The organism is Corynebacterium jeikeium, from assembly GCA_003955985.1.
GTDB classification, from domain to species: domain Bacteria; phylum Actinomycetota; class Actinomycetes; order Mycobacteriales; family Mycobacteriaceae; genus Corynebacterium; species Corynebacterium jeikeium_D.
Genome location: CP033784.1, coordinates 1,570,904 through 1,586,727 on the forward strand (window position 1 = coordinate 1,570,904; position 15,824 = coordinate 1,586,727).

Genomic DNA, 15,824 nt, shown 5'->3' on the forward strand with positions numbered 1-15,824 from the left:
GATGTCCATGAAGCTCGAGGCTGCAAAGTCGGCACGCTAATGCATACCTAGCGAACAATACCGATTTGAGCTGCGACATTCAAGTCCGCAACACATCCGCGGCAAGCCCGCAACAAGTCCGCCGACCAGCACTACGGCCCGACCTTCGCACCACTAATGCGCAGCAGTATCCCAATTCACACCAGCACCGATAGAAACATCCAACGGCACCAACAATTCAGCCGCCGAGTCCATCTCCCGATGCAGCAGCTCCTTGATGGCCGCCTCTTCCCCATCTGCAACTTCAACAACCAATTCGTCATGAACCTGCAGGAGGACACGTGAGCGCAACCCGCCCCGTCGTAAAGCATCGTCGACCCGGAGCATTGCAATCTTAATAATGTCTGCCGCCGAGCCCTGGATCGGCGAGTTCAATGCCGCGCGTTCCGCGTTATCGCGAGCGATGCGGTTGTCGGCGTTGAGTTCCGGCAGGTAGCGACGACGATCGAACATCGTGGCCGTAAAGCCGTCCTTGCGCGCCCGCTCAACAACCTTGTGCAGATAATCGCGCACACCACCGAAGCGCTCGAAGTAGTCCTCCATGAGCTTCTTCGCCTCGCGCTGCGGAATGTCGAGCTGCTGAGCCAGACCAAAAGCGCTCAGACCATAAGCCAATCCGTAGCTCATCGCCTTTACACGACGACGCAGCTCAGGCGTAACCTCATCGATGCCGACGCCGAAGACCTTCGAGCCGACGTAGTTATGCAGGTCCTCGCCCTGGCGGTAGGCCTCAATCAGCCCCGGATCCTGCGATAGGTGCGCCATCACGCGCATCTCAATCTGCGAGTAGTCCGCGGTGATCAGCTGCTCATAGCCATCGCCGACCACGAACGCCTCACGAATCCGTCGCCCGAACTCCGTGCGCACCGGGATGTTCTGCAGATTCGGCTCCGTCGACGACAGACGCCCCGTCGCCGCGACCGCCTGATTAAAAGTCGTATGAATACGGCCATCATCAGCGACAGCCTTAATCAGCCCCTCCACGGTCGACTTCATCTTCTGCGACTCGCGGAACTTCAACAGGTAATCCAGGAACGGATGCGGGTTGACCTTCGCCAGCCCCTCAATTTCCTTCGCCGCCGTGGAATAGCCCGTCTTCGTCTTCTTTGTCTTGGGCATTCCCAGCTGGTCAAACAGGACCTCTTGCAACTGCTTCGGCGATCCGAGATTCAGCTCAGGCTTATCGACGAGGTTGCGAGCCTCACTCTCCGCCTCATCGGTAGCCGCCTGCGCCTGCTTTCGGAGCTCCTCGAGCGCATCAACATCGACAGCGATACCGGCACGCTCCATCCGACCCAGCACTGGGGCGAGCGGGACTTCCAGGTCGGCGTACACACTGTAGAGCCCGGCCTCGTCGAGTTCGACAGCCAATCGCTCAGCCAGGTCGATGACGGCGGCGACATGGGAAGCGTCTTCGGCCGGGCCATCGAGCAGGGTCATCTGGCCCTCGGCCTGCGAAAGAGTCTGGCCCAGGTGACGCTGGACGACGTTGTCCAAGCTGTAGCTGCGCTGGCTTGGGCGCAGCAGATACGCAGCCAGGAAGGTGTCGTGGATGACCCCGGCCAGCTCGAAGTCGTAGTTCCAGAGTGCATGCATGGCCGTTTTAGAGTCATGCACCAGCTTCGGATGGTCGCCAGCGAGCCACTCGCGCAGTGCGTCGGCATCTTCGGCGGAAAGATCACCCAAGTCGAGAGAAACAGCCTGGCCGGAGGTCTTGCCCTTCTCATCTGCGGAGCCAATCATCAGGGTGTGCTCCCCGACCTGCAACGCGGCCGGCTCGTGCAGATTATCGAGCCAGGCAGCCAGGGCGCCGTCGTCAAGCGAAACAGCCTCGAGCTTTGTCGCACTGTCGCTGGTGGAGGCGGTGACGCCCGCGCCTTCGATGGAAAGGGTGCGGAACACGCGCTCGCGAAGGTTGTCGCCGAATTCGAGGCGGTCGAAGAAGTCGATGATGCCCTGGGCGTCGGCGGGACGGAGCTCGAGCTCGTTCGGACCATACGGCAAGGGCAGGTCCTTGACCATTTCGGTGATGTCGCGGTTCAGCTGGACGTTTGCGACGCGCTCGCGGAAGTTATCGCCGACTTTGCCGCGGATTTCGTCAGCGTGGTCGATGAGGTTTGCCAGCGTGCCGTACTGAACGATCCACTTCGTCGCTGTCTTCTCCCCGACACCCGGAATGCCCGGGAGGTTGTCGGAGGGGTCGCCGCGGAGAGCCGCGAAGTCCGGGTACTGAGTCGGCGTCAGACCGTACTTCTTCTCGATAGCAGCAGGCGTGAAGCGATGCAGCGTGGTGACGCCGCGCATTGGATAAAGCACCGTGGTGGTGTCGTTGACCAACTGGAACGAGTCGCGATCCCCGGTGACGATGAGCGTTTCGAAGCCCTCAGGCTTGGCCTGGGTAGCCAACGTCGCGATAATGTCGTCGGCCTCATAGTTGTCCTTTTCCAGCGTGACGATGCCCATCTCTTTCAGCACCTGCTGAATAAGCGGCACCTGACCACGGAATTCCTCAGGAGTCTTCTCACGCTGAGCCTTATACTCCGGGAAGATCTCGTTGCGGAAGGTCTCGCGGGCGACATCGAAGGCGACCGCCACGTGCGTGGGCGTTTCCTCGCTGAGGATATTGGACAGCATAGAAAGGAAGCCGTACACCGCGTTCGTTGTCTGACCACCGGTAGTTGAGAAATTATCCACCGGAAGGGCAAAGAACGCGCGGAAGGCCATGGAATGACCGTCGATAAGCATGAGGGTCTTCTTCATGACATCCCAGTGTAGGAAAATATTGAACAGCGTAGGAAAACTGAGATACGCGCTGAGGAATCGCGAGCTGCGGAGGATGAGCTGTTGGCCAGTCAGCTTCAGTGAACAATAATTACGGTAATCAGGCTGTATTTTGAAACGAGTTCAGCAGCCCCTTAGTCCACCTGAACAGTGATTCGCAAGAGTGAGCCTCTCGAGCGTCGCTTGGCACCTGGTTTCAGTTTCCGAAATGCTGTAATCCAACTTTAATATTCGCCTTATTTTCCTGGAGTTTTTCCATATTTTCCAGCGATTGGTCAACAACATGCACGGAACCTGCCCCAAATGAGGCACCTCGAAATTACCCCCTCTTTGAGGTGGCCGCGAAAACATATCGCCACGTCCTGCGCATGCCTCTGAAATCAATTGGCGTAGTTACGCTTTCATGGCTTTAGACTCTTCAGCATGAGTGAGTTCGATTCGACCGATTTCCAACGGAGCGCCCAGTCCACCCGCGAGCGCATCATCGCGGCTGCAGCTCGGCACTTCGCGCGCAAGCCTTTGCGAAGCGTGCCGCTGAAGGAAATTGCCAGCGATGCGGGCGTTAGCGCGCCGCTCATCATCAAGTACTTCGGCTCCAAAGAAGGTCTCATGGCCGAACTGATTGACTTCAGCCAGTTCAAAGGCACACTCAGCCGAGCTCCCTTCAATGAACTTGGCCAGCGGATGGCCAGCGCTATTTTGACTGGTCAAGGAATGGCCGGACAGTCCATGATTCCGCTGATTGTCGGATCCCTCGACTCCGAGGAAACCGCAAAAGTCATTGCCGAGCGGTTCAATGAAGCTGTTGCAGATGACTTGATTCGCCGCGTCGAAGAGGACGGACCGGAAGACGTTAGCCACGACGCTGCTGTGCACCGCAGCCAGATGGCTATTTCCCTCTGCGTCGGATACCTAGTTCTTTCTGATACTGGTCTGATTGATGAGGCCAACGCGCCGAGGATTTCGGTTGAGGCCCTGGGCAGCTGCCTGCAGCAAATCATCGAGCACGGCTAAGAACTGAGCACGGCCAAGGAAGCAGCTCCACTGCCCACTGCCTACTGCCACCACCCACTGCCACCGACTACTCCTGCGTAACTCACTGAATCAGCAGCGCCACCCCAGGCGCTGCTTTTTTGTTTTGTGTCCTTAATCGCACCCCGAAGCCACTAATACACACACGGAAATACGCTTCTTCTCAGGTGGAAGACATACAATGGCCTGCGATGTCTACTGAAAATACGAGCGCTCCTGGCGCAGAGTCGACCACGCTGCCGACCACGAGCCCCTACTCTGAAATCCCGAAGCCGACCCCGCTGGGTGTCATCGCCAACGCAGTTCGCGGTGGCCTCATTGGTCTCGCCGAGACGATTCCGGGGGTCTCCGGCGGCACGCTTGCGCTGATCACGGGCATCTACGGACGCCTGATTGAATCGGCCAAGCGCATCACCGATCTGCCGCGGGCAATGTCGAAGGGCACCTTCAAGGAGGACCTACGCAGGATCGACTGGTGGCTGCTCATTCCGGTGGCTATCGGCATGGTTGCCATGGTCTTCTCCATGGCAGGCGTCATGGAGAACTTCGTCACCAACCAACCAGTCGCTTCCCGAGCACTGTTCATGGGCATGATCGCCGCCTCGATCACCATGCCGCTGAACGAGCTACCGCCAGGCGCTCTGCGTCAGCCGGGCATGCGCGGCAAGGCCATCGCCGTCTTCCTGTTCTTCAGCATCGCCCTGTTCGCGCTTACTTCCCTGCCACAGGCCGCACCGACGCAGCCGCCTCTCTGGCTCGTACTCATCGCCGCCTCGATTGCCGTGTGCGCACTGGTTCTGCCGGGCGTTTCGGGCTCTTTCTTCCTACTGGTCATCGGACTCTACGCACCGACCATGGGCGCAATTCACGACCGTGACTTCGCCTACATCGGCACGTTCTTCGTCGGCGCGCTGATCGGCATCGTCCTGTTCATCCGCCTCCTCGAATGGCTGCTGAGTACGCACCAGGCGCTCACGTTGGTCGCCATGTCCGGCCTCATGCTCGGTTCACTGCGCGCTCTCTGGCCGTGGCAGACCGAAAACAACGAGCTCCAGGGCATCGGCTCCGACTGGGGACTCGCCCTCGGACTGTTCATTCTCGGCGCCGCAATCGTCAGCGTCGTCGCTTATGCGCAGCGCCGTTTTTCTAATTCGGGGTCGATGGACTAAACTAGTCAAAGTCGCTTCGATAGAGCATTTTCGCTTATCGACGGCTTTGCGCCCCTGTAGCCCAATTGGCAGAGGCAACGGATTCAAAACCCGTCCAGTGTGAGTTCGAGTCTCACCGGGGGCACGATTTTAAAACCCGCCTTCACCTGACTTTTAGCCTGGTGGGGGCGGGTTTTTGGTTGGGTTAGTATTCACTATCTTTCACTCTTTTTCACGCACTTTCACGTACTTTCACGGGTATTTTGCACCAAAAATGAGCCAAAAAAGAGCCACGTATTGCCTGCTGAATCCTGCGTTAACTCCTGGGTGAATCTGTTTTTGGGCATAAGAAAACCCCGCCACTACCGATTGAGTGAACGGGGCAGTGCCATGGCGGGGACTCGCACCCCGCGAATGTGGCTACTCCATGGCTTTTGAGTCCGTTGATTTCAACAGGCGAGCATACGCTCTGAAAACTTCTTCATCGCCATCGACGTACTCGGACATCCCACTCAACAAAGCTTGCCGCTGCTCTTCTATGATGGAGACTCGAAACTCAGCGATGTCTTCTGCAAGATAGGTGGCTGCGACTGCGTAGCGGCGCAGTGCCGCGGTTACTTCTGATTTGCCGCCGCGGTCGCCGATGCGGGCGCGGTTGATAAACGGCACGAATTGTACCGCGCCGAAGTTGTGCTGCAGACACTCGCTCAACTGCCCGGTCACGCATTAAAAACTGCCGAGACGGTTTCCGCTTCACCAACAGCCGTTCAGTGTGCAGCAAATGCATTCTGGTGAAGCGGAAGCCGTTCTTTTGCAGCAGGCATCCAACTGGACTCTGGCCAATTGGCGTCATCAACAAACGAAGCCCGCTGCTACAGGTTATCCACCGCGTACTGAGCTTCCTCCGGAGTAAACTGCTCGCCGTATTCCGACGTCAGCTGCTCGTAAACCGCATCCGGGGACATCGCCATCGAATCCTGGTAGATTCTCGCCTTTTCCAGTGCGTTCTTATTCCAGTCCGCATCGAGATTGTCCATTGCATACTGGGCTGCCTCCGGTGAGAACTTCTCGCCGTACTCCGAGGTCAGCTGATCATAAATACCGGCCTTCGACATGTGCATGCGATTCGCGTAAATCTCTGCCTTGCGGAGAGCATTCTTGTATTCGGTCGGGACCTTCTCATCCTGCTTTTGCTGCTCCCCCGTCTGACCTTGCTGCTCATCTACACCTGCCTCGGAAGACTCAGCGAAATCGGCATTCTCAACAGTCCCAGAATCAGCCGCAACGGCAGTCTCCGAACCAAAGAGAGATGCAGCTTCAGAATCGGAACCCGACTCAGTGTCACCGCCACCAGTCAAGCTGGCCGCCACAGCGAGGACCACGACAGCGCCCGCGGCAATACCACCCCATTTGAAGCAGCCACCCTTCTTCTTTTCTTTCGGAGCCGGAGGCATCTGCCCCGCTGCCGACGGACCCTGCGGGTAGGGCTGCTGGCCGAGCGGATCCTGCGGGCTGTGCTGGTAGGACTGCTGCCCCAGCGAATCCTGCGGATTCTGGGAGCCGTACGGATTCTGGGAGCCATACGGGTTCTGTGGACTCTGCGGGTTCTGGGGGAAAGTGGAATCGGACATCGTAAGAAGCCTCCTGCGTAGAAGTTGCAATAAACGAACAGCTCTCTGTCGTCAGTTGGAACTATCCCAGGAACTCCGGATTCAACTTTCCGCACTACACAAATATTTTCGATTCGCGAACCATAAGGCACCACTGAAGGTAAGAAAAAACCAGGCCTCTACCCCATAGAACAGGGCTTGGAACTGGTTAATCTCTTTAAAAACTAACCTTCAACCCCGGCCAGCGCTTACTCAATATCGGCAAATAATATCGCCAACATTTTCCAAACCAATAGAAGGCCAAAAGCGGCCAAGGCATGGAGCCCCTCCAACGACAGCCGCCCATATGGAACCCGACAGCACATAGACACCCCACCGAAGGCACTTCCTAACAAAGATGCTTCCGAGCAAGCTCGATGCACACCTTCATCACAAACGACGCAGCTGAGTAGCCCTTAACACAAACGATGCCATGGCAGGACTCGTCGAACTCGGCAAAAGCCGGGGTTCCGGCATCACGCCCGCGGCCGCCAGCCCCACGACACTTCCCAAATCCCCGCTCCCCCAACCGCAAAGATTTTATTTTCCACCCCACTGTCCATATAATGAGATACCAATCCCGCATAGCAAGACTGGTTTAGTTTTTACGCACACCACTACGTATCACCTGCCAAGCTTTGCTCCCGGCTTTACGCACTGCCCACCAGCAGCTCACGCCGCGGTCGAGTTTTCTCAAAGTACAAAGTACTCAGTACTCAACACGTTTTGGACTGTCATCATGCCTGCTGCGAATTCCCCCTCTAGCTCCTCCGCCCACACTGCGAACGCGAACTCCGCTAAGACGCCACTTCACGCAGTACCGGAGGACACCGCCCCCACAGATCCGTCGACCATCACCGATGCGGAAATCTTTGAGGCACACCGAGGCGGCAAGCTCCGCTCCCACTCCACCATGAAGCTCGAGACAATTCGCGACCTCTCCATCGGCTACACCCCAGGTGTCGCTCGCGTCTGTGAGGCCATCCACGAAGATCCGGCTCTGGCCCGCACCTACACCTGGACCGGCCAGAACGTCGCAGTGGTTTCCGACGGCACCGCCGTGCTTGGCCTTGGCGACATCGGGCCCAAGGCCGCGCTACCGGTGATGGAAGGAAAAGCCCAGCTCTTCGAGCAGTTCGCCGGCATCTCCGCTGTGCCAATCGTCCTGGATACCCTCAATACAGAGGAAATCATCCAGACGGTCAAGGCGCTGGCGCCGTCGTTTGGCGGAGTGAACCTCGAAGACATCTCCGCGCCTCGCTGCTTCGAGATCGAGCAGCGTCTCGACCAAGAGCTCGACATCCCCATCTTCCACGACGACCAGCACGGCACCGCCATCGTCATCGCCGCCGGCCTGATCAACGCCTGCAAGCTGACAGGTCGCAGCTTCCAGGATCTCCGCGTGGTCATCTCCGGCGCTGGTGCCGCTGGTGTCGCTGCGACGAAGATGCTGCTGTCCGCTGGCATGTCCGACATCGTCGTCGTCGATTCGCGCGGCATCATCCACCCAGACCGCGAGCCACTGAGCGACATCAAGCAGTGGGTCGCCGGCATGACTAACCCGCGCGGTATCACCGGCGCGATCAACGATGCGCTTGTCGACGCTAACGTGTTCATCGGCGTCTCTGCCGGCCGTATCGGCGAGGATGCGATTAGCCAAATGGCCGCTGACCCGATTCTGTTCTCGCTGGCCAACCCGATTCCGGAGATTCCGATGGAAGTCGCCCGCAAGTACGGAGCCGTCGTGGCCACTGGCCGCTCGGATCATCCGAACCAGATTAATAATGTGCTGGCCTTCCCGGGTCTGTTCCGTGGCGCACTGGAGGCGGGTGCCAAACGGATCACCGAGGCCATGAAGCTGGCTGCTACTCAGGCCATCGCAAATGTTGGCGTAGAGGACCTGAGTGCCGACCGCATTATCCCGTCGGCGCTGGACCCGCGCGTCATGCCAGCCGTGGCGAAGGCGGTCCGCGATGCTGCGCTGAGCGACCTGGCCTCCGGCGCGGTCGGCGCGCTCGATGTCACTGGCAATGGCTTTGCTGCAGCTGAAGCGAACTAGAAAACCCGCGCTGACTATCCCTCGGGAGGTCTGAAAAGTGTGCGGTTTTCCTGCACCAGCCTAAGACGCAGCTGAATAGGGGTACCGAATTTAAGGTATCCCTGTGCCTAGGTAACATATTCAGATATGAAAAGACCCATCGCATTGGCGGCTGCCACGCTGACTGCGACCTTGTTCTTAGGGCTTACAGGCTGTGTCACCAATGACGAAAGCGGTAACCCGGAGGGCTGGTCAGAGATCAAACCGGCAGCGGTCCCCGAACTGGCGAAACAGGTCCCAGCAGATCTTCGTAAGCGCGAAGTATTGCGCATCGGCACCAACCCAACATTCGCCCCGGCAGAGTTTAAGGATTCCGCCGGTTCCATCATCGGTTTCGACATTGACCTTATGCGGGCCATGGCCAGCGTCCTGGATTTGCGGCTGGAAATCCAAGAACAGGATTTCGCACTGATTCTTCCGGCCCTGTCGGCCGGCGCAGTTGATGTTGGCGCCTCCGGCTTCACCTCAAATGAGGAGCGCCGCAAGACCTACGACTTCGTCGACTACCTGGATACCGGCCTGCAGTGGGCACGTCGCCCGGGCAGCGACGCCAGCTCCGACAACTACTGTGGCAAAACTGTCGCCGTTCAGCGCAATACCGTCGCGGACATGGAGGACCTGCCGGTAAAGAATCAGGATTGTCTGGATCGCGGTTTGCCACCAATTAACAAATTGGCCTACCAGGATGCCGGTACCGCCGCTACCACTGTGGTGCTGGGGCGTGCTGACGCGCTGGCAGCTGACTCACCAGTCAGTGCCTATGCGGTCAATCGCTCTGAGGGCAAACTCGAGCTTGCCGGAGATATCTACGATGGTGCCCCGTTCGGCTTCGCTATTCCGAAGGATTCAGAACTTGGCCCAGTGCTGCAGCAGGCACTGCAGTACCTCATCGACAACGGCCAGTACAAGCAAATCCTGACCACATGGGGTTTGGAAGACGGTGCTTTGGAACGCGCCACTATTAACGGAGAGGAACTTTAAGTGAGCGACTCATCTGCGTCTGGCGCCCGCTACGAGGCCACACAGGCGGAACTCAACGAAGAAATTAAGGCCAAACCGCTGCCGCACCCGGGTCGCTGGATCACCGCAGCAGTGCTGCTGGTGCTCTTCCTGTGGTTCATCATCGGTGCCGCCCGCAACGAGGCCTACCACTGGGATGTTTACTTCCAGTACCTGTTCGACACACGAATAGCCGCTGCCGCTGGCTGGACCATTGCACTGACGGTCTTGGCCATGCTCATCGGTATCGTCGGCGGTGCTATCGTCGCCGTACTCCGCATGTCGGACAACCCCGTGCTGTCCACTGTTGCTTGGTTCTACCTGTGGGTTTTCCGAGGAACTCCGGTCTACGTGCAGCTGGTCTTTTGGGGCCTCCTCGGCACTATCTACTCGACGATTGACCTGGGCGTTGCCGAGGTTGATCTCAGCACCGTCCTGTCCAATACCTTTGTGTTGGCGTTCGTCGGTCTCGGCTTGAATGAGTCCGCATACATGGCTGAAATTGTCCGTGCCGGCATCCAGGCTGTCCCGGAGGGCCAGACCGAAGCATCGAAGGCACTGGGTATGAGCTGGTGGCAGACTGTCCGCCGCACCATCTTGCCACAGGCTATGCGCATCATCATCCCGCCGACGGGCAACGAGTTCATCTCCCTGCTGAAGACCACTTCGCTGGTCATCGCAGTGCCGTTCTCGCTGGAACTCTACGGCCGCTCCACGGACATCGCCAATGCGCTGTTCCTGCCGGTGCCGATGCTGCTTGTCGCCGCCACCTGGTACTTGGTCATCACATCAATTCTGATGGTCGGACAGTTCTACCTTGAGCGCTACTTCGCCCGCGGCGCTACCCGTCAGCTCACCGCCCGCCAGCTGGCCGCGCTTGCCGACGCCGAAGGTGTGCCGCTTGCAAATGCTCGCGTTGTCGATAAGGACGAAGAGCACTTCTACCGAGAGGATCCGCAGTAAATGACTACCAAAGATTTGATGGTTGAGGCGCAAAAGGTTCGGAAGAACTTCGGCCGTCTCGAGGTCCTCAAGGGCATCGACCTGGAAGTTCCACGCGGTACGGTTACCTGCCTCATTGGTCCTTCGGGCTCCGGTAAGTCCACGCTGCTGCGCTGTATCAACCACCTGGAGAAGGTCAATGCCGGCCGTCTCTACGTCGATGGTTCCCTGATTGGCTACCGCGAAAAGAACGGCAGCCTCTACGAGATTTCCGCCGCAGAAGCTGCCCGTCAGCGTCGCGATATCGGTATGGTTTTCCAGAACTTCAATCTGTTCCCGCACCGCACGGTGCTGGGAAATATCACCGAGGCACCGGTGCTGGTAAAGGGTGTCTCTCAGGAGCAGGCTGAAAAGCGTGCCATGGAGCTGCTGGAGACTGTTGGTCTGGCGCACAAGGCCGATGCCTACCCTGTTCAGCTCTCGGGCGGTCAGCAACAGCGTGTTGCCATTGCTCGAGCCCTGGCCATGGAGCCGAAGCTAATGCTCTTCGATGAGCCGACTTCCGCTCTTGACCCCGAGCTCGTCGGTGAGGTTCTCAACGTCATGCGTGGTCTGGCCGATAAGGGCATGACCATGGTCGTCGTGACGCACGAGATGGGCTTTGCCCGTGAAGTCGCCGACCAGGTCGTGTTTATGGCTGACGGCGTGGTCGTGGAAAAGGGCACCCCGGATGAGGTGCTGGGTAATCCGCAGCACGAGCGCACCCGCAACTTCCTGTCTTCGCTGTTGAAGTAACAGCAAGGAGAGGCTGGCAAGCGGAACAGCAAGCCTAAGCGCCAAAAGTTGCGGAGATTCCGCGAAACATAGTGACTGCCGCGCCGGTAGTCGCCAGAATGACCGCGAGCTTTCGGGCTTGCACAATGGGCACTCGTCGGGAAACGCGAGTGCCCAAAAATATACCCACAATCATGGCAACCAAACACAGCGGCCAGAGGATAACCGGTGTGGTGGCGAAGACAGATACGTCACCGCTGATTTCCTTGAACAGCAAGGACAACGCGCCGGAAACAAAGAAGAGCGGTTGCAGGGTGGCTGCAAATGTCTGCGCTGGCCAACGGGAAGCCTGTGCGTAAACGGTAATGGCTGGGCCCGCAATGCCGGCCAGGGTATTCATAAAACCGCCGGCCACGCCTGAGGCAACGGCGTATTGTGGGCCGTCGACACGCATGCGCTGAGGCATAACGGATGTCACTAGCAGCGCGAGTAGCACGAGCCCGCCGACCAGCACCTGGAGTGGACCGCTGGGCGTGTTGTGAACCACCCAAGCGCCGGGGAGCGCGCCGAGAGCCATCACCGGGCCAATCAGCCAGAACTTCTTCCAATCGACGTTTTCTCGCACCGAGATGGTCTGCATGATCGCATTGACCGATGCGAGCACGTTAATAATCAAAATTCCTGCTACGGGACCTGCAACCAGTGAGAGGACCGGACCTCCCAACAGTCCGAGCCCCATACCGGCTATTCGCTGCATCAGGGCCCCGACAAAAATCGTTGCCACGATAAAGACAAAAGCCCACACTGATAACTCCATGGGAGGGAGTTTACAGCGTGGGCTTTTCGGCTATTCGACGGGCGGGGTCGCCGAGGATCCGTCGTAAAGCGGAAACGTTAGCAGACTAGATGACGCCCTGAGCCAGCATTGCGTTAGCGACCTTCTTGAAGCCTGCGATGTTGGCACCGAGCACGTAGTTACCCTCGTGATCGTACTCAGCGGCGGTGGTTTCGCAGTTCTTGAAGATGTTGGTCATGATGCGCTTCAGGCGCTCATCGGTGTAGGAGAAGGACCAGGAATCGCGGGTAGCGTTCTGCTGCATCTCCAGAGCGGAGGTTGCAACACCGCCAGCGTTGGCAGCCTTGCCCGGCGCAAAGTGGACACCGTTGGCCTTGAAGACCTCGATAGCCTCCGGGGTGGACGGCATGTTTGCGCCCTCAGCAACGAAGCGGCAGCCGTTGTCGACCAGCAGCTTGGCGGACTCGCCATTGAGCTCATTCTGAGTTGCACACGGCAGTGCGACATCAGCCTTGAGCTCCCAGATGTTGCCACCCTCGTGGAACTCAGCGCCCTCAGCCTCAGCGACGTACTCGGAGACGCGAGCACGACGAACTTCCTTGATTTCCTTCAGCAGCTCGACGTCGACACCGTTCGGGGTGGAGACGTAACCGGAAGAGTCAGAGAAACCGACGACGGTAGCGCCGAGCTCCTGAGCCTTCTTAATGGCGTAGATGGCGACGTTACCGGAACCGGAAACGATGACCTTGGCACCGTTGATGTCAGCACCGTTGGCCTTCATCATCTCTTCAGTGAAGTAGACACAGCCGTAACCGGTGGCCTCGGTACGAACCAGGGAACCGCCCCAGGTCAGGCCCTTACCGGTGAGAACGCCGGACTCGTGCTGGTTGGCCATACGGCGGTACTGACCGAACAGGTAGCCAATCTCGCGGCCGCCGACGCCGATGTCACCGGCCGGGACGTCACGGTACTCACCGATGTGGCGGTGCAGCTCAGTCATGAACGACTGGCAGAAGCGCATGATTTCTAGCTCGGACTTGCCCTTCGGATCAAAGTCGGAGCCACCCTTGCCGCCACCGATCGGCAGGCCGGTCAGGGAGTTCTTGAAGATCTGCTCGAAGCCCAGGAACTTAATGATGCCGAGGTTCACGCTCGGGTGGAAGCGCAGACCACCCTTGTACGGGCCCAGCACAGAGTTGAATTGAACACGGAAGCCACGGTTGACCTGGACCTTCCCCTGGTCATCGACCCACGGCACGCGGAAAATGATCTGACGCTCCGGCTCACACAGACGCTGAACCAAGCCGTAGTCACCGTAGTGTGGGTCCTTTTCCAGGACGACCTTCAGCGACTCCAGAACTTCTGCCACTGCCTGGTGGAACTCCGGCTCACCGGCGTTTCGGGTGAGAATCTGGTCATAGAGTCCCGAAACCTTCTGCTCGATATTCAAAATAAACCTCTCTGCGAAACCATTATGGCGCCCACGAAGAACAAACCGTCAGCGGTTGTAAACCACTTCCCGGTTGCCGTAACTCGGTGGCACAGGTTGTGTGCACAAGGACTGGGCAACTGTAGATATTGAAGCGGACATAATTATACAACGGCATATTGCTGGGAAAACTCGTAGCGATTTGCGCTACACCCGTTGGCCAAGCCAATCACTGACTCTGTGGAGGCTTACACTTTTCACGAATTAGGTAGGAAATTACCTAAATACGGCAACATTCCAGGGATACGTCGCAACAGATTCGAGCATTTCGTCGAACTCACGCAGCACTGGGTCCGGGGGCAATTCTGCACGCGGAGTCAGTAGCTCAGAGAGGTCCATAGCGAGTTCATTGAGAGAACCGCCGTGCTGATCGAAGCTCAAGAGATAACGGAATACCTTCCTATCCCCCAACGGCTCCTTCGGGTTCTCACGCTCCCACTGCTCCACCAACTGCGCGTCAGTGTCCGCCGACGCCACCGAAACATCCACGTCACTAATTCGCCCGGCGCGGTCAAACTCACTCAACTTGGTACGAAATGCCTCGGCCAGCGCCTCCGATTCGGTCGGCTTCACCAGGCAGTGAAAAACAATCTTCGACATAACTTCACAGGCTAAGCCACGCGAGACGGCCAGACAATAGCTAACCGTCGTCAAGCCCTGTCCCCCTACATTGGCGCGCCGACCGCCAGCAAAGACGTAGTGTTGGACTTATGCAGGCTTTCAGCAATCCCCTCATCACGCTTGCCGACGGCACGGTGAAGCAAGTCAATCCTTTTTCCGGTACCCAGGTGTGGACAGTCCCAGGTCGTGGCAATCGGCCGTTGGGAATTAAGCACACGGATCCGCAGCCATTGAGCGAGGAGGATTTTGGATCCCGCGACTCCTTTGGCTGGAACAACCTGCTGCAAACCCCGCCGGAGAAGGCCCGCGTTGTCCTCGACGAATCGGTATTCGGCGGCTACAGCACGGTGACCGGAGTACTGCCCGACCAGCTCTTCGACACCACCGCGGAGTTCCGCCGCGTGCCCAACCTGTTCGAGATCGTCTCCTATGACTATTGGTCGGAAAACTATGGCTTCGAGCCCGACCGCGAAACTCAGCAACGTATGGAGGCCTACCTCGATGACCCGAAGGGCCGCGAGCACGTGCTCAATATCATTCGCACGCGCTACCGCGCCGCTGGACGCAGTGAAGAGGAAATCAGCGCGCTTTCCGACGAGGAATTGCTGCGCCGCGCCCCAAGCTATTTCGCCGGCGGCCACGATGTGATTGTTGCCCGTCGCCACTTTGTCGACGGCGCTACCCACGATAATCAGCTGGCTTCTTCTGGCACATTGAGTGTTGCCGAGCACCGCGCACTTATTGCGTTTACCGTCGAGTCGATTGCTGACCTGTACCGACGTAACCGCTACGTGCGTTATGTGGCCGCTTTCCAAAACTGGCTAAAACCGGCAGGCGCAAGCTTCGATCACTTGCACAAGCAGCTTGTGGCCATCGATGAGCACGGTGAGCAGCTCAAGCGCGAAGTACAGGCGGTGCGCAAGAACCCGAATATCTACAACGAATACGCAGTGGACTATGCGGCCCGCCACAACCTGGTTATCGCGGAAAACGAGCACGCGGTGGCTTTCGCAGGATTCGGACACCGGTACCCGACGCTGGAGATCTTCTCGAAGTCAGATGTCTGCGAACCGTGGCTGCAAACCCGGGCTGAGATCGACGCAATGTCGGACCTGATTCACGCATGTCATGCAGCTGCCGGCCCCACTATTCCGTGTAACGAGGAATGGCACCACCGCCCTGTCGATTTGGATGCCCGCATGCCGTGGCGCGTAATGATTAAGTGGCGCACCTCGAACCTGGCCGGCTTTGAAGGTGGCACCAAGATTTATCTGAACACCATCTCCCCATGGGATCTGCGAGACCGCGTTGTCCCGGAGATGTACCGTTTACGGGAGACCGGAAAGATCTCGGACAGCATCCACATTGCGACCGAGTGCCAGTGCCAGCCAAACTCGCTGAAATACAACCCGCTCGTTGAAGACGGGTCGCGGCTGTAGTTCTCTGGCACAGAGTA

13 protein-coding genes and 1 tRNA gene are annotated in these 15,824 nt (G+C 58.2%); 8 read left to right on the plus strand and 6 right to left on the minus strand.

Going from position 1 to position 15,824, the window contains the following annotated elements; genetic code table 11:
• Window positions 1–153: 153 nt before the first annotated feature.
• On the minus strand, window positions 154–2,784 hold the full coding sequence (polA, locus tag EGX79_06930) for a DNA polymerase I (GenBank protein AYX81936.1): 2,631 nt from the start codon (window positions 2,782–2,784) through the stop codon (window positions 154–156).
• A 459-nt stretch (window positions 2,785–3,243) separates the two neighbouring features.
• Between polA and EGX79_06935 the strand changes: the two genes are divergently transcribed.
• From EGX79_06935 to EGX79_06945, 3 genes are all read left to right on the plus strand, one after another.
• On the plus strand, window positions 3,244–3,834 hold the full coding sequence (locus EGX79_06935; protein ID AYX81937.1) for a TetR/AcrR family transcriptional regulator: 591 nt from the start codon (window positions 3,244–3,246) through the stop codon (window positions 3,832–3,834).
• Between the two features lie 209 nt (window positions 3,835–4,043).
• A complete protein-coding gene (locus EGX79_06940; protein ID AYX81938.1) occupies window positions 4,044–5,021 on the plus strand; it encodes a DUF368 domain-containing protein in 978 nt (325 codons plus the stop codon).
• 50 nt (window positions 5,022–5,071) lie between these two features.
• A tRNA-Leu gene (locus tag EGX79_06945) sits at window positions 5,072–5,148 on the plus strand.
• Window positions 5,149–5,420: 272 nt separating this feature from the next.
• Here EGX79_06945 and EGX79_06950 read toward each other — a convergent pair.
• Window positions 5,421–5,723 carry a hypothetical protein gene (locus EGX79_06950; protein AYX81939.1) on the minus strand — a complete coding sequence of 101 codons (303 nt, stop codon included), beginning with the start codon at window positions 5,721–5,723 and terminating at the stop codon, window positions 5,421–5,423.
• Window positions 5,724–5,872: 149 nt separating this feature from the next.
• The gene (locus EGX79_06955) at window positions 5,873–6,631 is read right to left on the minus strand and encodes a hypothetical protein (GenBank protein AYX81940.1); all 759 of its coding nucleotides are present in this window, start codon (window positions 6,629–6,631) and stop codon (window positions 5,873–5,875) included.
• 757 nt (window positions 6,632–7,388) lie between these two features.
• Here EGX79_06955 and EGX79_06960 point away from each other — a divergent pair.
• The 4 genes from EGX79_06960 (at window position 7,389) to ehuA (ending at window position 11,483) form a co-directional block, all read left to right on the plus strand.
• On the plus strand, window positions 7,389–8,708 hold the full coding sequence (locus tag EGX79_06960; protein AYX81941.1) for an NADP-dependent malic enzyme: 1,320 nt from the start codon (window positions 7,389–7,391) through the stop codon (window positions 8,706–8,708).
• 126 nt (window positions 8,709–8,834) lie between these two features.
• Window positions 8,835–9,728: an ABC transporter substrate-binding protein gene (locus tag EGX79_06965; GenBank protein ID AYX81942.1), complete on the plus strand. Its 894-nt coding sequence runs from the start codon at window positions 8,835–8,837 to the stop codon at window positions 9,726–9,728.
• Window positions 9,729–10,709, plus strand: coding sequence for an amino acid ABC transporter permease (locus tag EGX79_06970; protein ID AYX81943.1), 981 nt, complete (start codon window positions 9,729–9,731; stop codon window positions 10,707–10,709). It begins immediately after the preceding gene.
• Window positions 10,710–11,483 (plus strand): ectoine/hydroxyectoine ABC transporter ATP-binding protein EhuA, encoded by a 774-nt coding sequence (gene ehuA, locus EGX79_06975; protein AYX81944.1) that lies wholly within the window; start codon window positions 10,710–10,712, stop codon window positions 11,481–11,483. It abuts the gene before it with no gap.
• Window positions 11,484–11,517: 34 nt separating this feature from the next.
• Here ehuA and EGX79_06980 read toward each other — a convergent pair whose 3' ends face one another.
• From EGX79_06980 to EGX79_06990, 3 genes are all read right to left on the minus strand, one after another.
• On the minus strand, window positions 11,518–12,279 hold the full coding sequence (locus EGX79_06980; GenBank protein ID AYX81945.1) for a sulfite exporter TauE/SafE family protein: 762 nt from the start codon (window positions 12,277–12,279) through the stop codon (window positions 11,518–11,520).
• 85 nt (window positions 12,280–12,364) lie between these two features.
• Window positions 12,365–13,708 (minus strand): NADP-specific glutamate dehydrogenase, encoded by a 1,344-nt coding sequence (locus tag EGX79_06985; GenBank protein ID AYX81946.1) that lies wholly within the window; start codon window positions 13,706–13,708, stop codon window positions 12,365–12,367.
• 255 nt (window positions 13,709–13,963) lie between these two features.
• The gene (locus EGX79_06990) at window positions 13,964–14,347 is read right to left on the minus strand and encodes a hypothetical protein (protein AYX81947.1); all 384 of its coding nucleotides are present in this window, start codon (window positions 14,345–14,347) and stop codon (window positions 13,964–13,966) included.
• Window positions 14,348–14,457: 110 nt separating this feature from the next.
• Between EGX79_06990 and EGX79_06995 the strand changes: the two genes are divergently transcribed.
• A complete protein-coding gene (locus tag EGX79_06995; protein ID AYX81948.1) occupies window positions 14,458–15,807 on the plus strand; it encodes a DUF4921 family protein in 1,350 nt (449 codons plus the stop codon).
• Window positions 15,808–15,824: the final 17 nt, after the last annotated feature.